We start from the raw sequence: 23,554 nt of genomic DNA, 5'->3' as shown, positions 1-23,554 counted from the left end.
TGTGGGAGCCGATTCGTCTTTTCGGTCCCCGGTTCGATCAGCTCGCCGATAGAATACGAGTTTACGGCAGTCGACGGCGGCGACACTGCAACGGACGTCGACTACTACGACCTCTATCACTGTCTCCGCTTTTTTCGGGGTTCAACGCCGCCGAATCGAGCGAACAACTGCCGTTTTCACGGGACTCGAGACCGTCGAGCGGTCGGGCCGGTGTCGCCGAGAACGAAACACAGATTTACGGGAGTGAAACAGTAACAACCGTACGAATGACTCGTCGCGTCGATTCCGGTGACCGACTTCTGGCACTCCGACAGTCCGATACGGTGATGGGTCGGGACGGCCCCATCACGGTTTCGTCTCCGACTCGAACCCCGGACTCGAGCGACGGCGAGGTGAGACGACGATGAGCGATACGATCGACGTGGCGATCGCGGACGCGGTCGACGCCTACCTCCAGCGGAAAGCCGTCGGCGACCCGGACGGCTCCGGTGCGGGAACGTACGCGGCAAACGCCGAATCGATCCTCCGGCGGTTCGCCGAGTGGATCGAGCACGAACACGGCGTGACCGCGATCCGGGCGCTCGAGGCCACGCACATGCGATCGTACGCACGCGAACTGTGCGCGCGGACCGACGAGGGGACCTACACGCCGTCGACCGCCCACACCTACTACGCGGTCGTCCGGGCGTTTCTCTCGTGGTGCGTTCGCGGCGGTATTCTCGCGGAAAACCCGGCGACGAAACGGGAGGCGGAGGCCGAACTCCCGGCTGCGACGCAGCGAGACGACGACCGCTGGACGGCCGACTCTCGGCGCCGACTCGAGCGGTACGTCCGGGAACGCGCGCTCGAGGCCGACCCCGTCGATTCCGCCGAGCGTCGAAACCGGCTGCGCGAGTACGCGATGGTTGCCCTGCTCGCACACTCGGCCGTGCGTGGCTCCGAACTGTTCCGGGTGCCCGAGGACGACCGGCGGACGGGCGCGACGTGGGACGACGTCGACTTCTATACGGGGACGATTCGCGTCCTCGGCAAGTCCCAGCGCCAGGAGGACGTGACGTTGCTCGCGCCCGCGAGAACGCCACTGCGACGGTACGGTGTCGTCCTCGACCCGCCCTCGAACGACTGGCCGCTGTTCCCGACACGACACGCCCCTTCGATCGCCAGCCGCGTCCGGAAACAGCTTCGTGAGCGCGGCTTCGACGAGGAAGAAGTCGAGACGCTGCTCGAGGACAACACTGCGACCGAACTGGCACGCGATCGATCGATCGCACCGCCCGCGATCACGACCGAGGGCGCTCGCTCCGTGCTCAAACGGCTCTGTCGCGAGGCGGGCGTCGAGGTCGACGGCGACTACCTGACGCCACGCGGCGTGCGGGCCGAGACCGACGACGACGGACGGTACCGACGCGACGCGACGCCCTCGACGCCGGCGTTACGAACCTCCGTCCCCGAACGCGCGATCGCAGTACCCGAATCGCGGGCCGGCGACGGCTCGATCATCGACGTCGAGGCTCGAGAACTCGAGGACGACGAGACGTAATACGTTGACTACTGGAAACCGGTCTCGAGAAGGTAACGAATGTTCTCGATGTGTCGGTCGACGATTCAAGAAGACGTGTTTCGAACGAGTATCCATCGATGGATGGAATAGGTAGTTGCTGCGGTCAGCGAGATGACGAAGGTGAGTAACCATCCAAAGGCGACGTATCCAACGTACACGGATTCGTAGGGTTCGATAACGTCCTGTGGTGGTTCCGTGGCCCACGGGCCAAAGTGTGTGATGACGACTGCAAAGAGTATGCCTCCAAGTACGATCGTCCAGTACCGTACCCCGACCCGTTCTGTCACTGTCAGGTATATCCCAACCACAATAATCGGGTAAATAATGAGCGTGTACGTGAAGACGGTAACTTCCGGGATCAATGGCCAGCCAACGTGATTCCCTCGAACGACGTGGTCGATGTGATGCCCGATTCCGAAGATCGTTCCCAACCCGATCAGGAAGTACAGTCGTGTATCGACGCCTCTCGGCCGACGGCCACTCGACTCGTTCGATGAGGAGAACACACTCATAGATTCAATGATAATATAATAAAAGCGGGTGTTTTGTAGCGTCAGGCGACCAGCCCTTCGACCGCGCCGCTGACTGCCCCCTGGATCTCGGCGGAGGCGAAGCCGAGCGTCAGGCCGAGGGTCGCGCCGATGATGATAGCGATCAGCATGCCCTTCGTGATCGCGGCCGGATCGACGTCCTCACCCTCGAACGGGTGGAAGTAGATCCGGTTGATGAAAGGCAGGATGTACCCTGCCGACAGGAGCGTGCTCCCGAGGACGAGCAGGGAGACGAGCCACATACCCTCCTCGAAGGCACCGAGCGCGATGTACCACTTGCCGACGAACCCGACCGTCGGCGGCAGCCCGATCATCGCGACCCCGAGCACGGCGAAGGCACCCGCCATGACCGGTGCGCGTTTCGCGACGCCGGCGTACTCCTCGAGCGTCCGGATGCCGCCGAACCGAAGCGCGAACATGCCGGCGAGAACGAACAGCGAAGCCTTGACGACGCCGTGGCCGAAGATCTGGAGGATCGAGCCGAAGACGGCCGTCTCGTTCGCGATTGCGATCCCGACGAAGATGAGACCGAACTGCGAGACCGTCGAGTACGCCAGCACGAGTTTGATGTGATCCTGCAGGAGTGCGAAGAAGCTCCCGGCAAAGAGGCTAAAGAGCGCAGCAACCAGCAGCAGGTTCGAGACCGTCGGGTTTGCTGCCAGGAAGTCCATCGTGAAGACGGTAAACAGCACGCGAGCGAACGCGTACATCGCGACCGCAGGCACGAGCGCCGAGATGACGGCACTGATCCCGTCCGGCGCGGACGCGTGGGCGTCCGCCAGCCAGGTGTGGACCGGGAACAGCGCGATCTTGATCGCGAGCCCGACCGCCATCAGGACGAACGCAGCGGTCACCACGGGATCGGTGTAGCCAACCTCAGCGAGCAACTCGGGAAGTAGCCGCATAGTGAGCGTCCCCGTCGACGCGAGGATCAGAGCGACCCCGAGCAGGTAGAAGCCGGCGCCGACGGTCCCGACGAGCAGGTACTTGAACGCCGCGTACGTCGACCACCGGTACTTCGACGCCGAGACCAGGGCATAGGACGAAATCGCCATGATCTCGAGGAAGACGTACATATTGAACAGGTCGCCGGTAAGCAGGATGCCGAGCATCCCGCCGACCAGCAGGAGGAAGCCGCCGTAGAAGGCGTTCCCTCGAGGGCCGCCTACGCGCGTGTAGACGAGGACGCCCAGACAGACCAGCAGGACGAGCAGGATGACGACCATCGAGAACTCGTCGGCGAACAGTTCGATACCGAACGGCGTCGGAATACCGCCGAGTACGTGGTTCTGCTGGCCGTCCTGTGCGACCATCCACGCGAGGACGACCGACAGCCCGAGCGTGGCGGTGACGATCAGGCTGGCGAACGACCAGCCGACACCTTTCCACCGGACGGTCGCGGCGATCGGTACTGCCGCCGAGATCAGCGGCAGGAGGACGATCGCGGCGAGGATCCACTCCATGATCAGTTCACCTCCGTAGCTGCAGCGGTCGTGGTTTGGCCACCCTGTACGGAGGTCGGTACCGTTCCGTGGTCGCTACCCCCTCGTTTCGTCGGTTCCGTTGCGTTCCCCGTCATGGTTAGATAAAGAGTGCGATGGCGAGTGCGAGCGTGAGCACGCCGGCCGCGACGTAGATCGTCAGGCCGATCCCGAGTTTGCCACCGGTCTTCCCGGGAGTACTTTCGTATCGTCTGTCGTACGCCTCCGTCCACTGGGACGGGATCGCTCCGCGGATGGCGGTGTTGGGATCGTGGACGGCTCCGACCAGCCGCCAGCCGGTTCCGACCACGAGGTCGTTGACCGCGTTGTAGACGTTGCCGAGGCCACCCGAGATCGCTCGAGCGCCGTAGAACGTCGCCGGGTCGTAGATCTGGTCGACGTCGAAGCCACCGTGGAGGCGATCGATGATCGGTCTGCCGAGGACGAAGATTGCGATCCCGCCGGCCGCGAGGTAGCCGGCCTTCAGCAGGTGCGACAGCGAGTAGGGGTCGAGTTCCCCGACGTTCCCCATCTCCGGCAGGATGGCGAACAGGGCCTGGTAGTAGACCCCGAAGATGACACAGCCGGCAGCGACCGTGCCCGCGACGATCGTGTGCCCGAGATTCGCGTCGGTCGTCTCGATCGGATCGCCCTGCAGGAAGGCGTAGTAGCCGAACTTGATGAACGACGCGAACGTGCCCATGCTGCCGACCACGATCATCCAGAACAGGATGTCGATCGAGAAGTCGCCGAAGACGACGACGTTGGAGGGGAAGTCGTAGTCGGCGGCGTCCATCACCATCCCCTTGCTGATGAAGCCGTTGAAGCCGGGGACGCCGCTAATCGACATGGCGCCGACGAGGAACACGACCAGCGCGATCGGCGCGGAGGTGCCGATCGCGCCGAAGTTGTCGAGTCGGTTCTCCTTCAACTGAAGGATCAGGATGCCGGCGGCCATGAACAGCAGTCCCTTGTAGAGGATGTGGTTGAACAGGTGGGCGAACGCGCCAGCGATCCCGAGCGCGGAGCCGACGCCGATGCCGGCGAGCATGATCCCGACCTGGGACTGGATGTGGTAGGACAGCAGACGACGCATGTCCTTCTGGGCCAGTGCGAACGCCGCGCCGTAGATTGCCATCCCAGCACCGACGAACGCGATTACGGCGTTCCCGTCGGGGAACGCACGGTAAGCTGCGTAGACGGCCGACTTCGTGGTGTAACAACAGAGGAAGACCGACGTGGCGACGTGGGGCTGCGGGTAGGTGTCCGGCAGCCAGCTGTGCAGGCCGATCATCGCCGTGTTGACGCCGATGCCGACACCGGCGAGGACGGCGGCCAGCGAGACCGTGCTCCCGGCGATCGGGATCGGAACGCCGCTGATTCCCGTGCCATCGAAGTGCAGTGCGGTCGGGCTGGGGTCGGCCGCGAAGAGGTAGAGCACGACGCCGGCCAGCAGGAGGCTCCCGCCGATCCCGTGTGCGAGTGCGTATCGATACCCCGCACGCACCGCGGTGCCGCCGGAGAGCCAGATGAAGACGGTACTCGTGATGGCCATCACTTCCCAGCCGACGACCAGTCCGAGCCAGTCGCCGACCATCACGGTCCACAGCGACGGTGCGACGTAGGCGAGTCCCCACAGCAGGTGGCGGTTGTCCGTGTCCGCGAAGTACGCCCACGCGACCGCGGCGGCACCGAACCCGCCGAAGATGATCGCCATCAGTCTCGAGAAGTCGTCGACCGCGACGGTGACGATCTCGAGACCCATGAACGTGTACGTCGGACCCACGCCGTCGGGGACGAGCAGTGCCCAGGCGACGACGGCGAGCAGCGAGACGACGCTGACACCGTGGGCGATTCGCCGGGAGGCGAACGGTACGATCAGGGCTGCAGCGGCGACGATCAGTGCCGGCGGAATCGAGAGTAGTTCGTTCATTAGTTAGACACCTCCATTGCTCCCTCGACGATTTCCTCGATGAGGTCGAAGAAGACGACGTAGTCCGGAGCCATCCCGAACAGGAGCATCAGCGTCGCGGTCGTCATCAGTGGGACGAGCATCAGCAGTGTCGTCTCCCCGCCGCGCCAGTTGGCGCGGTCCCAGCCGTCCGCTGGCGGGAGGTCGGGATGACCGTGGTGGTCGTGGTCCTCGTGGTCGTCGTCCGGCTCCGTTCCACCGTCCGGTCGGTACGCCCGTGCGCCGGGCGCGCCGCCGAAGGGGTTGTCGAGCACTGGCTTCTGGTCGGCGGCGTCTTCGGACTCGAAGAACGCCGTGTATACGATCGGCCAGAAGTACGCGACGTTCAGGGCACCCGAGAGGACGAGCAGCGGGGTAACGAGCAGGTAGCCCGCTTCGGCGCCACCCCAGATGAGGTGCCACTTGCTGACGAAGCCGGCCATCAGCGGGATGCCGGCCATGCTGAAGCTGGCGAGGCCGAACGCGCTCATCGTGATCGGCATCCGTTTGCCGACGCCGGCCATCTCGCTGATGTACTTGACGTCGAGCTGGACGTACAACGCACCGGCACAGAGGAACAGCGTCAGCTTCGAGAACGCGTGTGCCGGGATGTGGAGCAATCCGCCCATCAGTCCCATCTGGGACAGCAGGGAGAGCCCGAGCACGATGTAGGATAGCTGGGCGATTGTCGAGTACGCCAGCCGCGCCTTCAGGTTGTCCTGCCGGAGCGCGAACAGGCTCGCGATGAGGATCGTCGCACCGGCGGCGATCGTCAGCGGCAGTCCCATGCCGATGTCGCCGACTGTCCCCGGTCCGAAGACGTCGATCACGGTCCGGGCGACGCCGAACGCGCCGGCCTTGACGACCGCAACCGCATGCAGCAGTCCCGAGACTGGCGTCGGTGCGACCATCGCACTCGGCAGCCAGGAGTGCAGCGGCATCACGGCCGCTTTCACACAGAAGCCGCCGGCAAGCAGAGCAAAGGCGCCGCGTGCGGCCCACGGATCGGAGGCCGCGACCTGAGCGATTCCCTCGATGCCGCCTCGAGTGAACGTGATACTGCCGGTCAGCCAGAAGACTGCGATCATCCCGCCGAAGATAGCCAGTCCGCCGGAGAGCGCGTACGCGAGGTACTTGTACCCCGAGACGCGGGCCTCCTCGGACTCGTCGTGGGCGACCAGCGGGTAGGTTGCGAGCGTCAGTACCTCGTAGAAGACCAGCAGCATGAACAGGTTCGACGCGAACGCGACGCCCAGCGCGGCACCGACGCTCGCACACAGCATCGCGAAGAAGCGCGTCTGGAACGGCTCGTGGTGGCCGCGCATGTAGCCGATGCTGTAGATTGCGGTAACGACGTAGAGACCGCTGGCGACGAGCGCGAACAGCATGCCGAGCGCGTCGGCACGCAGGGCGAGTTCGATCTCGTCGACGAAGAACCCGAGATCGGTCTCGTAGACCTGACCCTCGAGGACGCCCGGGACCATGCTGGCGACGATCCCGAACATCGTCACGGCGGCGAGGATCGACCACGCCTCACGGAGGTTCGGCCGGTTCTTCGAGAGGAAGATCAGCCCGACGGTGATAAGCGGGACGAGCAACACCGCTGCGGGCCGAATCGACGGCTCTATGGACGTGCTCGCGACGATCACGTCAGTCATCGCTGCCACCTCCCTTGTCGCCGCCCTCGCTTGCAGCTATCTTCGCCTCGATCTCGCGTGCGTCGACCGTCCCGAACTCCGCGTAGAGCCGAATAACGAGCGCGAGCGCAAGCGCCGTCACCGCGACACCGACGACAATCGCGGTCAGCACGAGCACGTGAACCAGCGGATTCGAATGTGGTTCCTCGAGACCGACGCCGACGATCGGCGGGTTCGAGTCTTCGATGTAGCCGATCGTTACCAGCATCAGGTAGATCGAGATCTGGGCGAAGTTGAGCCCGATGACCTTCTTGATGAGGTTCCGGTTGTCGATCATCATGTACATTCCGACTAGGAACAACACGAACGCCGTCAGGTAGTAGTGATAGGTTCCGTCGATCACGCGTCGTCACCTCCGTCTTTTTCGGCTTTCTCGTAGCCGGCAGCGAGCCAGATCACCAGCCCGATGATCACGCCACTGACCAGTGCGGCGATGGCCACTTCGACGAGTTTGACCATGTCCTCGACCGACAGCGGGAAGACGAACAACTCGAGGACCGCTCCGCCGAGGGGGACCGCAACGATCGCGATCCCGCCGAACAGGAACGCACCGAGGACGAAGAGTCCGGCCAGTCCGCGGGGATCGAGCCAGCGCTGGGTCGGTTCGAAGCCAAAGGCCAGTCCGATCAGGATGACTGCGGAAGCCATCATGACGCCACCCTGGAACGCGCCGCCGGGGAGACTGGTACCGAACAGCGTGAGATAGACCCCGAAGGCGATGACGAACGGCGTGACGATCCGTGCGACCGTCTTGACGACCGGACTCTGGATCTGGACCGGCGGAACGGCTTCCTCGTCGCCCTCGAGTTCGTCGAGTTCTCGAGCGGTGGCGTCTTCGGCTGCGTCCTGTGTGTCGCCGTGGGTGTCGCCTTCGACGATTTCCTCTTTCTCGTCGGGGTCGTCGTCGGTGACGTACCCGTGAACTTCGTCGTCTCCGCTCATAGGATGTCCTCCCGTTCGAGTACGATGAGGATGCTCACGGCGGCCGCGAAGGCCACGATCAGTTCACCGAGCGTGTCCAGACCACGGTAGACGACCAGGACGGCGACGACCGCGTTCGGGAATCCCGTCTCCGGCAACGTCTCCTGAATGTAGTAGCCGTACGGCGTCGGATCGCCGCCGGTGTAGGTAGCCGAGACTGCCGGCGCGTCGGGGGCGCCGATCGGCGGTAACGAGAGGACGACGTAGCCAAGCGGGATCGCCAGCCCGAGCACCATCGTCAGCGCGGGCAGGTTGATCGACCGGAATCGACTGGCGTCACCGTCTGGTCCGGTTCCCTCGCCGTCTTCGTTTTCTCCGGACATACCCGTCGTCTTCATCACGGCGATCAGGAACAGGACGGACGTGACGCCGGCGCCGACGGCGGCCTCGATCAGTGCTACGTCGGGCGCAGCGAGCAACACCCAGATCACCGCGATACCGAGTGTGAACGCGGCGTACGTCACGATTGCGCCAACGACGTCGCGGGCGAACGCGACGAATACGGCGGCGCCGACGACGAACGCGATCAGTGCGAACTCGAGTGCAAGCCAGATCATCGTGATCCCTCCTCGTCGTTTCCGTCAGTGGTCCAGATTTCGATATCCTGACTGTAGGCGGCGCGGGTGATTGCGTGTGCTGCCGTCGGGTTCGTGATGTAGACGAACACGAGCAGCAGGCCGACTCTGAGCAGTTCGCCGGCGGTGCCGAAGTAGATCCCGACGGCCAGAATCGCGAACCCGGCCCCGAGCGTGTCGGCCTTCGTCGCTGCGTGCGAGCGGGTGTAGACGTCCGGAAGTCGGAGCACGCCGACCGCGGCGACCATCGTGAAGAAGACGCCGAGGGCGGCAAACAGGACGACGAGTACAGTGACGAGCGTCATCGCCACTCCACCTCCCTGCTACGGTAGGAGAACCGTCCGACGACCAGACTCAGGACGAAGTTGAGGATCGCGTAAACGATCGCGATATCGAGGTACTCCGGTCGATCGAGTCCAGCGGCGACGAGCGCCAGGACGATGACGATACTCGTACCAATGACGTTGATCGCGATCACGCGGTCGTGAGTCGTCGGACCGGCGACGACCCGGTAGAGAACGGCAGCAGCGAGCAGAACGACGATCGCTGCGGCAAGTACCAGCGCGGCGTTTGCCAGGTCAGTCATCACTTACACCTCCAGTCGGTTCGGACGGTTCGACGATCGGTTCGACGTCGTCCCGCTCTGCCGGACCGGGCAGTTCGAGCCCCTCTCGTCCGTAGAAGAGGTACCGAACCGCCCGCTCGTGGACGCCCTCGACGAGATCGTCGCGGGCAGACGGCGCGAGCGAGTGAACGAGCAGTTCGTTGCCGACCGTATCGACGGTCAGCGTTCCCGGCGTCAGCGTGATGCTGTTGGCGAAGGCCGTCACCGAGAGGCCGTCGCCGACCGCCGCGTCGACCCGGTCGAGACACGGATCGATCGGCAGCGAAGGATGTAACACGACGTAGGCGAACTGGACGTTCGCCTTCGTGATCTCCCACAGCAGGTACGGAACGAACACCACACCGCGAGCGACGACCGACAGCGCGGGAACGAGGTGTGGCGTCCGTTCGAACGCGACGTTTCGCAACAGTACCGCTGCAATGAGCCCGGTGACGACACCTGTGGCGAGCGCGAACGGGTAGGTCGGGCCGCCAAGTGCCACGTAGAAGGCAAAAGCGACCGCGCCGATGATGCCACCTCGAACGAGTTCTGCCTGCGTGGGACGCCAAGTCCCCGAGACAGGTGCGAGTTCGTAGTGGACGTTCGCGTCGTCGAGCACCGTTTCGATGGACTGGAGCGCGTGTGCCGTCGCGTCGACCGAGTAGGACGGATCGATGATCACGCGCTCGAGGTCGTGTTCCTCGACGTACTCGAGGAGCAACTCGAAGTGATCGAGCGGATCGGCGAAGTACTCGTCCGCCCCGAGCAGTGCCGTCTGAACGGAGACGTCGTCACTGACGTTGGACGCGTGGGCTTTGGTTTCCGACAGGAGTCGCCTGTCGCGTTCGAGTCCCTGTTCGCCGACGTGGTGGCCCGGCGTCGTGAGGACGAGATGGATCGTGCCCGATCCCTCGCCTCTCTGGACGGCGTCGATAGCGTAGGAAACCGTCTTTTCGAGCGTCGACGACGGGCTGACCGGGACGGCGACGCCATTCCCGGTAGTCACGTTCCCCACCTCCGATCGGCGGCTGATCCGGTCGATGCGTCGTCGGACGCTCCCCTCCCGGATACACGACTGTCGAACCTGTAGACAGTCGACTGTCGGACGGTCACCGTGTCCGACAGCGGTACGATCAGTCGTTTAGCCGCCACCGCGGATCCCTCCTGGTGACCGTCGTTTGCTACTCATGTCTCTCTTCGTTAGTCGAGTCAAGCGTCACCCGGAGGAAAACTATTTCGTTATCCGCCAGTTGGAGTTGACAATCCATAAATATCGCCCCATTCCGAAGATATTTTCCCATGCTTGTCAATCGAGTCATGAAGAGTACCCAAACGTTCGATTCTGAGCGAGCGATCGAGGGAACGGAGCCCACAGTTGGGCCGAGGCGGTAAATTCCGTAGAACGATACCACGTCTCGACGGACGTCCGACGGACCGGCAACGTTCATTTTTGTTGACGATGTAGGCGCGCTCATGACACGATCCGAGACGAACGTCGTCCTGGTAGACGGTGCACGAACCCCACACGGTACGTTGCTGGGCTCGCTTGCGGACGTCGAAGCCGTCGAGTTAGCCCGAACCGCGCTGGACGGTCTGCTCGAGCGCGTCGAGGTAGACGGTGACGACGTCGACTGGGTGAGCCTCGGCAACGCTATCCAGGCCGGAATCGGCCAGGTGCCGGGGCGACAGGCAGTCGTCGAGTCCGACCTCCCGAACGCGACCCAGGTCACGACGGTCAACGAGGCCTCCGGCTCCGGCCTCCGCGCGATCACGCTCGCGGCGGACCGCATCGACGCCGGCCGCGCAGAACTCGCAATCGCTGGCGGCTTCGAGTCGATGACGAACGCTCCCTGGATTCTGCCGGACTACCGCAAGGGACGTCGCCACGGCGACGTACAGATCAAGGACTCGATGATCCTCGACTCGCTGTGGGACGTCAACATGGACGTCCACATGGGCGAGATCACCGAACGGATGGTCGACCGCGAGGGCATCTCCCGAGAACAGCAGGACGAGTACGCCCTCGAGAGTCACCGGCTGGCGGCCGAGGCCATCGACTCGGGGACGTTCGACGAAGAGATCGTTCCCGTCGAAACCGGCCGAGAAACGGTCGACCGCGACGAGGGCCCCCGCCCCAACTCGACGCTCGAGGATCTGGCCGACCTGCCGACCTCGTTCCGCGAGGACGGGACCATCACGCCCGGCAACGCGTCGAAACTCAGCGACGGCGCGGGAACGGTCCTGCTCGCCGACGAGGACGTGGCCGCAGAACGCGGCCTCGAGCCGATGGCCCAACTCGTCGACTACGACCTCGTCTACCACGACCCCGACGAGTTCAACGAGGCCGTCGGCGACGTCGTCGAGGAACTGCTCGAGCAAAACGATCTCGCGGTCGGGGACGTCGACGCCTTCTGGATCAACGAGGCCTTCGCCGCACAGTCGGTGTACGTGATGGACCGACTCGGTATCCCACGCGAGAACGTGAATCCCCTCGGCGGTGCGGTCGCCTTCGGCCACCCGATCGGTGGCTCCGGCGGGATGCTTGCAACGAGTCTCGCCTACCAACTCGAGAACGACGACGACGTAACCAGGGGGATGGTCGGCATGAGCGTCGGCGGCGGCGGCGCGATCATGGCGCTGCTCGAGTCGCCCTGACCGTCGGCGAGTTACGGTTCGCTACCCGAGGACGATACAGGTACGCGTCCGACCGACCGCTTCTATTGACTGGATCTCGTCCGTGACGAGCGTCAGCAGTTCCTGGGTTTCATCGGCTTCGACGGTGGCGATGAGGTCGAATTCGCCGGCGATGACGTTCGCCCGACCGACCGCTTCGACTTCGCGGACGTCCGACAGCACGTCCCTCGCGGTTCCCGAGGCGGTCGTGATCAGCAGGTACGCTTCGACCATGCAGTGGTCACACACCGCGTGGAATCAAAAAGCCGTAGCCGCCGGAAGCGCCCCGTTTCGACCCCTTCGATCCGGACACGTCGTGTCGGGAGGTTTACGTACGGTCGGTCCCGATTACCGCTCGATGACGCTGTACTCGCGGGTTCGGCCCCTCGCGTTCAAACTCCCGCCAGAGCGGGCCCACAACCTCGGCAAGCAGGCGCTCCGGACGGCCCAGGCGACCCGGCTGTCCCGGGCGGCGCTGTCGTACGCCTACCGGTACGACCACCCCGCACTCGAGGTCGACGTCTTCGATTCGACCTTCTCCAACCCCGTCGGCGTGGCCGCCGGCTTCGACAAGAACGCCGAAGTGACCCACGCGCTCGCGGCGCTCGGCTTCGGCTTCGTCGAAATCGGAACCGTCACGCCCTACCCACAGGAGGGCAACGACCGACCGCGGCTGTTCCGACTCCGGGAGGACGACGCGATGGTCAACCGCATGGGCTTCAACGGCCAGGGGATGGAACGCGTCAAGGAACGACTGCAGGTCGACGGCGCGCCGAACGTTCCCCTCGGCGTCAACGTCGGCAAGATGAACTCCTCGAGCGAGGACGAGGCCATCGAAGACTACCGGCGCGTCTTTGATCGGCTCTCGCCGTTTGCCGACTACGTCGTCGTCAACGTCTCCTGTCCGAACACGCCCGAGGAGTTCGACGAGACCTCGCCCGAACACCTGGAACGGATCTTCGAGACGCTCGAGGCCGAAAACCACCGAGACGTACCGATACTCGTCAAGATCGGTCCCGATTCGCCCGAGGAGTCGATCCTCGAACTCGTCGACGTCGTCCGCGACCTCGGCGTCGACGGAATCATCGCGACGAACACGTCGACGACTCGTGAAAGCCTCGAGTCGCCCGACCGCGAGGAGTGGGGCGGCCTGAGCGGGAAGCCGATCGAGGATCGCTCGACGGCCGTGATCCGGACGATAGCGGACCACACCGACGGCGACCTGCCGATCGTCGGCGTCGGCGGCGTCGACTCCCCCGAAAGCGCATACAGGAAGATACGCGCGGGCGCGTCACTCGTACAACTGTATACTGGGTTCGTCTACGAAGGGCCCTCGACCGCGAAGCAGATCAATCGTGGAGTGGTCGAGTTACTCGAGCGGGATGGATTCTCGTCGGTCGAAGAAGCCGTCGGTGCGGACCTCGAGTAACCTGCTTTTCGCGCGACTTCGACGTCAGGTGAAGTGATACGTTTCGACTGACCGAATCGCGTAGCGGGCCGAGAGACCGGCGATCGGGACGGCGACGAGGGCACTCAGCGCGGTTCCACCGACGGCAACGACGATCTGCTCGGTGCCCAACAGCGAGGCAATCGCGTGACCGACGATCGCGCTGTGTCCCAGAATCGCCGGAAGTGAGACGATCACGACGACCACGGAGTACACGGCAAACGCCAGCGTACTCGGGACGATTGCCTTCGTACTGCGGGCGACGTCGACGGCCTCGAAGCGGGGGAGCATCGCGCCGATGCCGGTCGCGATCGGTCCGGCACAGAGGGAAAGCACCAGCGCGCCTGCCGCGAGCGTCACGACGGCCGCGGGCGAGTGTGGACTCGCGATGCCGAGACCGACGGTTGCGACGACGGTCACCGGAACGCAGACGAGTACACCGGCGACGACGTGGCCGGCGACGAGCGCCCGTCCGGGCGTCCGACTCAACAGCGTCGCGGGAAGGGCTGCACCCTCGTTTCCGACGACGTTGAGCGCGAAGAGCGCGCCCGTAATCCACGCTCCCGAGAGGAGCACCCACAGCGGGAACGACCCGCCGATCGTTCCGGTCTCGAAAACCCTGATGAGCGGATTGATCAACACGATCAGCGGATAGATGGCGAACGAGAGCGCGATCGGCTCACGCCGCGCTCGTTTCCAGTCCGTCGAGACGACGCCAACGACCGACCGCGGGAGGAATCGATCGAGACGGGACGACCGGGCCCCAGCGACGTCGGCCACCGCCACCTCGCGTTCGACGGATCGACCGTCGGCATACCACAGCCACGCTGCGAGCCTCGAGAGCACAACGGGGCTCGCCAGGAGAACGAACGCGCTCGTGAGTACCGCTCCACCCGCACGAATCAGCGAGGCGTCACCGCTCGCGCCGACGACCAGCAGATCACCGAGCCAGGCAACCGGCGTCGGCTCGAGCACTCGGATCAACGGGTCGAAGAGCGCGCCGAAGTTCCCCGTCATGAGGAGGCTGAAGTAGGCAATAGCAACTCCTGCGAGCGCGACGAACCGCAGGCGTGCGAGTAGCGTCGACCGAACGCCACCGTTCATGACGACGAGCGCCAGCGCCCACCCGACCACGAGTGCCGTAGCGAACGTCGAGCAGATTGCGACGAAGAACCCGAGTGCCGCGAGCATCGAACCCGTCCCTGCGGCGAACGTCAACGAGGAAGCGCCACCCAGCGCGACGATCGGGACGCCCCAGAGGACCCCCTCGGCAAGGAGGAGTCCGCCGAGCAGTTCGCGATGGGAGACGGTCGTCAGGTAGCCGTCGAGTCGGTCCGGCCGAAGCGCCGTCGCGTAGGCGCGATAGCCGCCGAAGGCGGCGACGAACACCCAACCGTACACGGCGACGAGCGTCCCCGACTCCAGTGGTGACTCGAGCGTCCCTGCAGCGAGACTCGAGCCGTACATGTAGGCCCCGATCGGTCCGAACATCGCGACCGGAACGAAGAACAGTCCGGCGATGAGAATCGCGATCAGTTGCGCCGGTTCCTCCTGGATCGCTCGCAACCGACGCCGCAACTCGGTTCGTGCGATCGCCCTGACGTGAGCGCGCTCGCTCATGGCCGCTCTGCGGGTTCGGCCCCGTGATCGGTCGTTACCGCGAGGAAGACGTCCTCGAGCGAGGAGTCCGCCTCGCGCTCGAGCTGGGCGGTCAGTTCGTCGGGGCGTCCCTCCGCGACGATCCGGCCGTCCGAGAGGACGCCGACGACGTCGGCGAGTTCCTCGACGACCGAGAGAATGTGCGTCGAGAGAAAGACCGTGTGGCCGTCGTCGGCCATCTCGTCGATAGCGTCGATTACCGTCCGGGCAGCCCGTGGATCCAGGCCGCTCGTCGGTTCGTCGAGGAAGACGACCGCGGGTTCGTGGAGCAGCGCCTGTACGAGGCCGATCTTCTGGCGCATCCCCTTCGAGTAGTCGTCGATTCGCTTCCCGGCGTCGTCGGCCAGATCGAAGCGGGAGAGCCACGCGTCGATCCGCTGACCTGCGCGGTCGGCCGGGACGTCTCGCAGGCGCGCGAAGTACTCGAGTTGCTCGAGACCGGTGAGTTCGTCGAAGACCGGTGGCTCTTCGGGGAGGTAGCCGATCGAGTCGCGGACGGCGTCGCGGTCGGTGACGGACTCGCCGCCGACGTACGCCTCACCCGATGTCGGCCGGGTGAGCGTCGCCAGCATGCGCATCGTCGTCGTCTTCCCGGCACCGTTCGGGCCGAGAAAGCCGTAGACAGTCCCGGGCTCGACGGCGAGGTCGACCCCGTCGACGGCGGTCGCCGAACCGAACCGCTTCGTCAGATCGTTCGCTTCGATCGCGAGTGGTGTGGAGGACATGCGATACTATGTTACTGAATTGAACTGTCGTCGGAGCGTCTAATCAACGTTGTGGATACAGATGCTGGAGAAACGTGACCGACATACAGAGACGACGAGTTCCCGCCCTGCCGAATCGTCGAAATCAGGCGTTCGACGGATCCGGTTCGTCGATAGCGTCGTCGAGTCCGTGGAGTTCCGCCGGTCCGACGGCCTCGTCAGTTCTGGCCGCTCGAAGCTCTCGGCTGCGCGAATCCTCGTGCTGGCGCTCGACGAGGGGTTCGGCGTCACCATCGGTGACCGAGAGGTACACTGACTCGAGTCGTTCCATCTTCTCCGTCTTCCGGGTAGATTCGGCGTTACACGGTAACAGCGCGAAAGCCCACGAGTTTACTCGTGGGATGAAGCACGTAAGCTTTAACCAGACTTTGTACAATACTACCACGTGCCGAGGTCGAGGTAAGGATATATATCGATGGGGTAGATGAAGCCCGCTATCTCGACCGGGGGTCGTACTGACCCGACCCAGAACGCAAGTCGTTCGAGCACTCGAACGGACTTGCGAACCTCCCCAACTTGTGGGACCCCCGTCCGTGACGGGAACCCCACGACTTCAGTCGTGGGAGGAGGTCAGTCACGGGTCGATCCCTCACCGAACCTGGACGATCCGCTGGAAAATATAAACCACTCGTTACTCTCAGTTGCTGGGAACGTCACGAACTCGAGAACGTTCGTCGTGTCGTTTTCGACGGCTTACGTTCGAACTCGAGTCCCGTACCCGCTCTCACCGACTACGTCTCCGTCCTCGTACACCACCTCACCACGAACCACGGTCGTGACGGCCTTGCCAGTGAAGGACTCGCCGACGAACGGCGTCACGCAGTTTTTCGAGTGCAGTTCCGAACTGTCCTCGAGCGTCCACTCCCGTTCCGGATCCACGATCGTGAAGTCGGCGTCGGTACCGACCTGGAGCGACCCCTTCTCCGGGTACATGCCCCAGACCTGGGCCGGGCGAGCGGAGTGGCGACGGACCCACTCCTCGAGGGTGAGTCGACCCTCGTTCACGAACGACAGCATGACAGGAATCTCGGTCTCGAGACCGACGAATCCAGAGGTCGCGTCCCAGGTGTTGCCGAACGGGTCGTCGACTTTCTTCTCCTCGGGAGTGTGAGGTGCGTGATCCGTGGCGATACAGTCGATAACACCGTCGTCGATGCCGACCTCCCAGAGTCGCTCGTGTTCGTCGGCGTCACGGATCGGCGGCTGGATCCGTGCCGGGTTCCCCTTCTCGCGCATGACTTCCTCGGTGAACCAGAGGTAGTGTGGACAGGTTTCGGCGGTCACGTCCACACCCTGGTCCTTTCCGTGGGCGACCGCTTCCGCAGCCGACCCTGACGAGACGTGGAACATGTGGATCTTCACGCCGGTCTCCTCGGCGAACGTGATCATTCGTTCGACGGCCTCCTGTTCTGCGATCACGGGCCGGGAGTGAGAGTGATCGATCGGGTCGTTTCTCCCCTCGGCCTGGAACTTCTCGGTGTAGTAATCGATGATCTCGCCGTTCTCCTCGTGGAAGCCGAGTCGCTTGCCCGTCTCCCGAATGCGTTCCATCGCCTCGAGGATCTCGCCGTCGGTCGGCGGCGGGACGTCACCGACGGTCGATCCGAGGAAGATCTTGTAGCCGAGCGCGCCGGCCTCGTCGAGGTCGGGGATCAGATCGACGTTTTCGGAGGTGACGACGACGTAACTCTGGAAGTCGACGTGGGCCGAGGCCTCGCCGCGTTCGAACTTCAACTCGAGGTGTTCGGGCCGGTCGATGACAGGATCGGTGTTGGGCATCCCGACGACTGTCGTCACGCCTCCAGCGGCCGCAGCGCGGGTCGCGGACTCCCAGTCTTCCTTGTACTCGAGGCCGGGTTCGCGGTTGTGGATGTGACAGTCGACGATCCCCGGGACGAGGATGTTCCCCTCGGCGTCGACGACGCGGTCGGCGTCGGGGAGGCGGTCGCTCCGGCCGACGGCGACGATCTCCCCGTCCTCGACGGCGACGCCCGCGTCGGGCGTTCGACCCGCGGGAGTGACGACGGTACAGTTGCGTACGACGAGATCCACGGTCATTGGCGAGCGTTTACCGAGGCGACGGAATATAGCTTCGGTTGCTGCTCTCGGGTCGACCGGCCGGATCAGACGCCCAGCGCGTCAGTAATCTCCTCGCGTACAGGAACGAGCCCTTCGTCGGTCCGCTCGCGCGGACGGGGGACGTCGACGTCGATCACGCGCTCGACGGAGCCAGGCTGGGCGTCGAGGACGACCACGCGATCCGCGAGATACGCTGCTTCTTCGACGTCGTGGGTAACGAGGACGATCGTCGGCTCGAGACGCTTCCGGACCTCGAGCAGGAAGTCCTGCTGTTCGTACTTCGTCAGCGCGTCGAGCGCGGAGAAGGGCTCGTCGAGCAGCAGCAGTTCGGGTTCGTAGGCGAGACCGCGCGCGAGCGCGACCCGCTGGGCCATCCCGCCGGAGAGTTCGCCGGGTCGTGCGTCCTCGAACCCGTCGAGGCCGACCTGTGAGACGAGCTCGTCGACGCGACGGTCGTCCGCGCCCTCGAGACCGACGGCGACGTTCTCTCGGACGGTTGCCCAGGGGAGCAGTCGCGGTTCCTGAAACACCATCCCGACGTCGTCGCTGCCACCCTCACGGACGTCGGTTCCGCTGACTTCGGCACAGCCCTCGAACGACTCCTCGAGGCCGGTGAGCACGCGCAACAGCGTGCTCTTGCCACAGCCGGAGGGGCCGACGACGGTGACGAACTCGCCGTGGTCGACGGTGAGGTCGACGTCGGTCAGCGCGACGGTCTCCCCGTAGGCCTTTCGCAGTCCCGAGATTTCCAGCGCAGGAACGTCGGGATGACCGACGGACTCGCGCCCGTCGTGCTCACCAGTCGACGACACGGCGTTGCACCTCCTTGACGGCGAGATCGGACAGGTTCCCGAAGAACGCAAACAGCAGGATCGAACCGATGATGACGTCCGGCCGCGACATCACCCGGCCGTCGGAAAGCAGGAAGCCGATCCCCTGGCTGGCCGCAATGAGCTCAGCGGCGACGACGAACATCCACGCCAGGCCAACGCCGCCGCGGATCCCGACGAGCAGGCTCGGCAACGCAGCGGGGACGACCACCCGGCGCAGCGACTCGAGTCGGCCGACGTCGTACACCTCGACGACCTCGAGCAGGTCCCGGTCGACCTCCCGTATCCCAGTCGAGAAGTTGAGGTAGACGGGGAAGAAGGCGCCGAGCGCGATGAGAGTCACTTTCGCTCCCTCGCCGATGCCGAACCACAGCAGGAAGAGGGGCACCCACGCCAGCGACGGGATGTTCTTCGTGCTCTGGAACAGCGGATCGAGCAGATCGTGAGCGAGACCGTACAGACCCGTTACCGCACCGAAGACAATGCCGACGCTCACCCCGAGGAGGATGCCGAGCGCGACGCGCTGGAGCGTGATCGCGACGTGACCGCCCAGTTCGCCGGCGACGGCCATCCCGTACAGCGTCGTCGCGACCGACAGCGGTTCCGGAAGCTGGTGTGGCGAGAAGACGCCGACGGTGACGAGTACGTGCCAGACGACGACCAGAATCGACGGCACGATCAGCCCGAGCAGCCAGCGGAAATCGGCCAGATCGAGTGCAGGCCAGCGAAACACCCTCTCGCGAGCCGTCGCCATCAGTCGATCACCGTCGTCGCAGTCTCGGAGTCTATCAGTTCGTCTATACTCCCGGCTGGATCGGCGTCGTCGGCTACCATCCCCTCGCCCGTGAGAATCGGCGCGAGATCCTCGAGCAGCGACCGGTGTTCGTCACCGGGACGTGGCTGGCCGAGGTCGTTCCGGTCGACGAAGACCCGTTCCGCGACCGGTTCGGACATCTCGGACTCGGACGCAAGAATGCCGGCGGTCTCGTCGGGGTTCTCGAGCGCCCACTGTCGGCCCCGTTCGTAGGTCTCGAGGACGCGCTGGAGGTCGTCCGGGTGGTCCTCGAGGAACGATTCGAGGACGTTGAGGAAGCCGTAGGTGTTGTACCCCGGTTCGCGGAAGAACAGGTCGACGTCGTGCTCGAGTTCGAGTTCGGCCATGTGTGGATCGAGCCCCGCCCAGGCGTCGACGTCGTCCTGAACCAGCGCGGTCTGTCCCTCGGGGTGCTGGAGGTGGACGACCTCGACGTCGTCCTCGGTGAGTCCCGCGTCCTCGAGCGCCTGTAACAGGAAGAAGTACGGGTCGGTTCCCCGAGTGGCGGCGACGGATTTGTCCTCGAGGTCGGCGACGTCCTCGATATCGGAGTCGGAGTTCGTGACGAGTGCAGTCCACTCCGGTTCCGAGTAGATGTACGGCGTGCGGATCGGAACGCCGTTCGATCGTGCCATCAGCGCCGCGATGCCGGCGGTCGAGGCCACGTCCGCTTCGCCGCTCTGGGAGTACTCGTTGGCCTCGTTGCTCCCGAGGCTCAACACCCACTCGACCTCGGCGTCGGCGTCCGCGAACGCCTCCTCGAGCCAGCCGTGTTCGCGTATCACGAGACTGACCGGGTTGTAGTAGGCGTAATCGACGGTGACGGTTCGTCCGCTCGAGCCGATGCAACCGGCTACCAGTGTTCCAGCAGCGACGCCGCCAGTCGTCTGGAGGAACGTTCGACGGTTCATGATATCCCGTCGTTCGACCCCTGTTCAAGAAGCCGTATGGGTAAGAGAAATAGTCACCACACCCTATGATGCCCCACAGTAATTTCTGGGCATCCAATTTCACTGACATCGCGTCGGAGCGGCGATAGAGGCGGGGCAACACCGGTACAGCTTTCCTGGCAGTTCGAACTCGTTTTTTCGGGCGTGGTAGGTATCGGTATCATTTACGCCGACCTGCGACGCAACGTTGCGGGAGACGGCACCGATTCGCGATCCAACGTGGCTGTAGGAGCGATCTACACTGGGGTAAGCGAGCCATACTAAACGACGAGCGCGACGTCCTTCGACCGATGGGAACGCCATCGATCCGCGACAGGACGATACTCGTAACCGGCGGTGCAGGCTTCATCGGCAGCCACCTCGTTGAGGCCCTGGCACCACACAACGAGGTCCGGGTACTCGACGACTTCTCGAGCGGAAACCGGGAGTACCTCCCCGAGACCGTCGACGTCTACGAGGGCGACGTTCGCGACCCGATGCTCCTCCAGCGGGCCGCACGCGGCGTCGACCTGATCTTTCATCAGGCCGCGGTCGTCTCCGTCACCGAGAGCGTCGATGCCCCGCGACAGAGCAACCGGACGAACGTCGACGCCGGACTGCTCGTCCTCGAGCAGGCACGCCAGGAAGACGCTCGCGTCGTCGTCGCCTCGAGCGCAGCGATCTACGGTCACCCCGACGAACTCCCGGTATCGGAAACGACAGCCACGGAACCGGCCTCGCCGTACGGCATCCAGAAACTCGCACTCGACCAGTACGCCCGCCGGTACGAGGAACTGTACGACCTGCCGACCGTCGCACTGCGGTACTTCAACGTCTACGGGCCGCGCCAGCAGGGACCGTACAGCGGCGTTATCTCGGCGTTTCTCGAGCAGGCCCGCGCGGACGAACCGATCACGGTCGAAGGTGACGGAGAGCAGACCCGGGACTTCGTGCACGTCGCCGACGTCGTCCGGGCGAACCTGGCCGCGGCGACGACCGACGCGGTCGGCGAGGCCTACAACGTCGGGACGGGCGAGCGCACGTCGATCCTCGAACTCGCCGAGACGATCCAGTCGGCGACGGGGTCGTCCTCGCCGATCGTTCACCAGGAGCCACGACCCGGCGACGTTCGCCACAGCGGTGCCGACGTCTCGAAGGCACGTCGCGACCTCGCGTTCGAGCCACAGGTGAGCCTCGAGTCGGGGATTCGCTCGCTCGTCGCGGAGGGTGAACGGTTGCCGACGGATGCGGCGGCTATCGCGATGGACCTCTAATAGAGAGACGAGCGCATACCCTCGTCTTCCCGTGAGTGACGAGTGTTCCGATACCCTGTCGGAACCGAAGAGCGAACAGGCGGGGGTCGAGCGGACACCAGAGTGTGACAGTCCACCGTTCTATCGCAGGACTGGATTTCCCCACAGTTTCACTTCCACTCTGGTTGGCTGACGTATTTACTGATCACAATCGAACGGTGTCACACGGCAACGATGGGTGAGCTCACGAAGACACTTGAACTGAAGCTCGTGGACCCAAACGCCCACAAGCGACAGAAGCTTCGTGAGACACGGGACGCTTACCAGCAGGCGCTTCAGGAGGCGTTCGCCGCTGGCTGTGATACACAGTCAGCAACCAATGACGTGGTTATCGAGTACGACCTGAGCGGATACGCAAAAAACGCTCTCAAGAAGTACGTCCCGCAACTCCACAACAGCTACGACGCCGACGAGTTACATGACGATCACCCAGTGCGGTTCACCAACGAGGGACTGCAACTCGACCACCAACCACAGAACGCGCTCGAGTGGTACGTCAAAATCCCGCACCACGAGGATTACCACCTCTGGATTCCGGCACACGCCAATCCCGAACATCGCGAGTGGCTCGAAGCGTTGTACGCAGACGACGCCGAGATAGGTGAAAGTCGGCTCTTCGAGCGAGACGGAACGTGGTATCTTCATGTTACCGTCACTCGCAACGTGGAGGACCAATCTGAGGCGTCCGCCAACGAGCGGACGCCGCCAGACTCCTCGGAGTCTGGCGAGCCCTGTCTCGCTGGGCTCGACAGGACGCCGATCGGCGTGGACATTGGAGAAGCGAGTCTCGTCACGGTGTGTCACCGCGACGAGAACGGGTCTCCTGTTCGCCCCCAATTGTGGGCTGACGACGGTAAAACCGTTCGTCGGCTCCGCAAAACCTACTTCACCGCTACAAAACGTCTTCAGAAGCGTGGCAGTGAGCGAATTGCAGACTCGTTCGGTGACGCGCTGTGGGACCAGATCGGCGACGTGTTCCACCGTGTGACCCACGAGGTCGTCGAGTACGCCGAATCAGTCGAGAATCCAGTGTTGGTGCTGGAAGACTTGACGTACATCCGCGAGAACATAGACTACGGTGAGTACATGAACCGGCGGTTACACGGCTGGGGGTTTGCCAAACTCCACGCACAGATCCGGTACAAAGCCGCCGAGAGGGGGATTCCCGTTGAGACAGTGGATCCCCGAAACACGTCGAAGGCGTGCCACGCCTGCGGTGAACACGGCTCCCGGCCACGACAGGCGACGTTCAAATGCTTGAACGACGACTGCTGGGTCGGTGAGTACCAAGCCGATGTGAACGGGGCGATAAACATTGCGGACCGCTACCGTAGTGGAGAGAGTCACCGCCGAAGCGACCGGGAAGACGATTCTCGGCAGAAGGCCGGTGCCGATGACTCGGCTACGGATGGGGACTCTTTGACCGGGCCACAAGACAGCCACGCAGATGCTGAAACCCAGCAGGTGACGTGTGGAACGTATGCGTCTTGAAACCAACAGGCCGAAACGCTGGGCCTGAAATCCCATGGTGGGATTCCCCCGCGTGAACGCGGGGGAGGAGGTCAAAATAGTCGGGATTCGTTCGGGAGGTACCGGCGTATTTCGGCGAGAGCGATCGGACGCAATCCGACTATCCTCGTTTTTC

23 protein-coding genes are annotated in these 23,554 nt (G+C 64.1%); 5 read left to right on the top strand and 18 right to left on the bottom strand.

The features are described from left to right. The first annotated feature begins 403 nt into the window (after positions 1-403). A complete protein-coding gene (locus BLR35_RS08890) occupies positions 404-1,540 on the top strand; it encodes a tyrosine-type recombinase/integrase (protein ID WP_090380614.1) in 1,137 nt (378 codons plus the stop codon). Between the two features lie 65 nt (positions 1,541-1,605). Here the strand turns inward: BLR35_RS08890 and BLR35_RS08885 are convergent, their stop codons facing one another. The 10 genes from BLR35_RS08885 to BLR35_RS08840 all read right to left on the bottom strand — a co-directional run bounded on the left by BLR35_RS08885 (position 1,606) and on the right by BLR35_RS08840 (position 10,407). Then, positions 1,606-2,067 (bottom strand): hypothetical protein, encoded by a 462-nt coding sequence (locus BLR35_RS08885; protein WP_244510211.1) that lies wholly within the window; start codon positions 2,065-2,067, stop codon positions 1,606-1,608. Between the two features lie 47 nt (positions 2,068-2,114). Then, a complete protein-coding gene (locus BLR35_RS08880) occupies positions 2,115-3,575 on the bottom strand; it encodes a monovalent cation/H+ antiporter subunit D family protein (protein ID WP_090380608.1) in 1,461 nt (486 codons plus the stop codon). A gap of 118 nt (positions 3,576-3,693) precedes the next feature. Beyond that, the gene (locus tag BLR35_RS08875; protein ID WP_090380605.1) at positions 3,694-5,526 is read right to left on the bottom strand and encodes a Na(+)/H(+) antiporter subunit D; all 1,833 of its coding nucleotides are present in this window, start codon (positions 5,524-5,526) and stop codon (positions 3,694-3,696) included. Then, positions 5,526-7,202, bottom strand: a complete 1,677-nt coding sequence (locus BLR35_RS08870; protein WP_090380602.1) for a cation:proton antiporter — start codon at positions 7,200-7,202, stop codon at positions 5,526-5,528. The genes BLR35_RS08875 and BLR35_RS08870 overlap by 1 nt, the downstream gene beginning before the upstream one ends. Beyond that, positions 7,195-7,584 carry a sodium:proton antiporter gene (locus BLR35_RS08865; RefSeq protein ID WP_090380599.1) on the bottom strand — a complete coding sequence of 130 codons (390 nt, stop codon included), beginning with the start codon at positions 7,582-7,584 and terminating at the stop codon, positions 7,195-7,197. The genes BLR35_RS08870 and BLR35_RS08865 overlap by 8 nt, the downstream gene beginning before the upstream one ends. Beyond that, on the bottom strand, positions 7,581-8,183 hold the full coding sequence (locus tag BLR35_RS08860; protein ID WP_090380596.1) for an MnhB domain-containing protein: 603 nt from the start codon (positions 8,181-8,183) through the stop codon (positions 7,581-7,583). The genes BLR35_RS08865 and BLR35_RS08860 overlap by 4 nt, the downstream gene beginning before the upstream one ends. Continuing rightward, complete coding sequence (locus BLR35_RS08855; RefSeq protein ID WP_090380593.1) at positions 8,180-8,779, bottom strand: DUF4040 domain-containing protein; 600 nt, start codon at positions 8,777-8,779, stop codon at positions 8,180-8,182. The genes BLR35_RS08860 and BLR35_RS08855 overlap by 4 nt, the downstream gene beginning before the upstream one ends. Next, entirely contained in the window at positions 8,776-9,102 is a 327-nt protein-coding gene (gene mnhG, locus BLR35_RS08850) for a monovalent cation/H(+) antiporter subunit G (protein WP_090380591.1), read from the bottom strand. The genes BLR35_RS08855 and mnhG overlap by 4 nt, the downstream gene beginning before the upstream one ends. After that, positions 9,099-9,383 carry a cation:proton antiporter gene (locus BLR35_RS08845; RefSeq protein ID WP_090380589.1) on the bottom strand — a complete coding sequence of 95 codons (285 nt, stop codon included), beginning with the start codon at positions 9,381-9,383 and terminating at the stop codon, positions 9,099-9,101. The genes mnhG and BLR35_RS08845 overlap by 4 nt, the downstream gene beginning before the upstream one ends. Beyond that, a complete protein-coding gene (locus BLR35_RS08840) occupies positions 9,376-10,407 on the bottom strand; it encodes a monovalent cation/H+ antiporter subunit E (RefSeq protein ID WP_090382877.1) in 1,032 nt (343 codons plus the stop codon). The genes BLR35_RS08845 and BLR35_RS08840 overlap by 8 nt, the downstream gene beginning before the upstream one ends. Positions 10,408-10,874: 467 nt before the next feature. Between BLR35_RS08840 and BLR35_RS08835 the strand changes: the two genes are divergently transcribed. Next, positions 10,875-12,056, top strand: coding sequence for a thiolase family protein (locus tag BLR35_RS08835; RefSeq protein WP_090380586.1), 1,182 nt, complete (start codon positions 10,875-10,877; stop codon positions 12,054-12,056). A 21-nt stretch (positions 12,057-12,077) separates the two neighbouring features. Here the strand turns inward: BLR35_RS08835 and BLR35_RS08830 are convergent, their stop codons facing one another. Then, the gene (locus tag BLR35_RS08830) at positions 12,078-12,308 is read right to left on the bottom strand and encodes an Lrp/AsnC ligand binding domain-containing protein (RefSeq protein WP_090380583.1); all 231 of its coding nucleotides are present in this window, start codon (positions 12,306-12,308) and stop codon (positions 12,078-12,080) included. 124 nt (positions 12,309-12,432) lie between these two features. Here BLR35_RS08830 and BLR35_RS08825 point away from each other — a divergent pair, with 124 nt between their 5' ends. Next, a complete protein-coding gene (locus BLR35_RS08825) occupies positions 12,433-13,503 on the top strand; it encodes a quinone-dependent dihydroorotate dehydrogenase (RefSeq protein WP_090380581.1) in 1,071 nt (356 codons plus the stop codon). 24 nt (positions 13,504-13,527) lie between these two features. On the opposite strand, the gene BLR35_RS08820 is transcribed toward BLR35_RS08825, so the two are convergent. The 7 genes from BLR35_RS08820 to BLR35_RS08790 form a co-directional block, all read right to left on the bottom strand. Continuing rightward, positions 13,528-15,141, bottom strand: coding sequence for a hypothetical protein (locus BLR35_RS08820; protein ID WP_090380578.1), 1,614 nt, complete (start codon positions 15,139-15,141; stop codon positions 13,528-13,530). Then, a complete protein-coding gene (locus BLR35_RS08815; protein WP_090380575.1) occupies positions 15,138-15,905 on the bottom strand; it encodes an ABC transporter ATP-binding protein in 768 nt (255 codons plus the stop codon). Before BLR35_RS08815 ends, BLR35_RS08820 begins: the two co-directional genes overlap by 4 nt. A gap of 124 nt (positions 15,906-16,029) precedes the next feature. Continuing rightward, the gene (locus BLR35_RS08810; RefSeq protein ID WP_090380571.1) at positions 16,030-16,215 is read right to left on the bottom strand and encodes a hypothetical protein; all 186 of its coding nucleotides are present in this window, start codon (positions 16,213-16,215) and stop codon (positions 16,030-16,032) included. 422 nt (positions 16,216-16,637) lie between these two features. Continuing rightward, complete coding sequence (gene allB / locus BLR35_RS08805) at positions 16,638-18,002, bottom strand: allantoinase AllB (RefSeq protein WP_090380568.1); 1,365 nt, start codon at positions 18,000-18,002, stop codon at positions 16,638-16,640. Between the two features lie 65 nt (positions 18,003-18,067). Next, on the bottom strand, positions 18,068-18,835 hold the full coding sequence (locus BLR35_RS08800; protein WP_090380565.1) for an ABC transporter ATP-binding protein: 768 nt from the start codon (positions 18,833-18,835) through the stop codon (positions 18,068-18,070). Next, the gene (locus tag BLR35_RS08795) at positions 18,819-19,607 is read right to left on the bottom strand and encodes an ABC transporter permease (protein ID WP_090380562.1); all 789 of its coding nucleotides are present in this window, start codon (positions 19,605-19,607) and stop codon (positions 18,819-18,821) included. The genes BLR35_RS08800 and BLR35_RS08795 overlap by 17 nt, the downstream gene beginning before the upstream one ends. Next, positions 19,607-20,578 (bottom strand): substrate-binding domain-containing protein, encoded by a 972-nt coding sequence (locus BLR35_RS08790; protein ID WP_090380559.1) that lies wholly within the window; start codon positions 20,576-20,578, stop codon positions 19,607-19,609. The genes BLR35_RS08795 and BLR35_RS08790 overlap by 1 nt, the downstream gene beginning before the upstream one ends. 329 nt (positions 20,579-20,907) lie before the next feature. Between BLR35_RS08790 and BLR35_RS08785 the strand changes: the two genes are divergently transcribed. Then, positions 20,908-21,870 carry an NAD-dependent epimerase/dehydratase family protein gene (locus tag BLR35_RS08785; protein ID WP_090380556.1) on the top strand — a complete coding sequence of 321 codons (963 nt, stop codon included), beginning with the start codon at positions 20,908-20,910 and terminating at the stop codon, positions 21,868-21,870. A 213-nt stretch (positions 21,871-22,083) separates the two neighbouring features. After that, positions 22,084-23,400 carry an RNA-guided endonuclease InsQ/TnpB family protein gene (locus tag BLR35_RS08780; protein ID WP_090380553.1) on the top strand — a complete coding sequence of 439 codons (1,317 nt, stop codon included), beginning with the start codon at positions 22,084-22,086 and terminating at the stop codon, positions 23,398-23,400. The last annotated feature ends 154 nt before the right edge of the window (positions 23,401-23,554 follow it).

This window comes from Natronobacterium texcoconense (assembly GCF_900104065.1).
GTDB classification, from domain to species: domain Archaea; phylum Halobacteriota; class Halobacteria; order Halobacteriales; family Natrialbaceae; genus Natronobacterium; species Natronobacterium texcoconense.
Note: the sequence above shows the minus strand (reverse complement) of the source record. Positions and strands in the feature narration are given on the sequence as shown.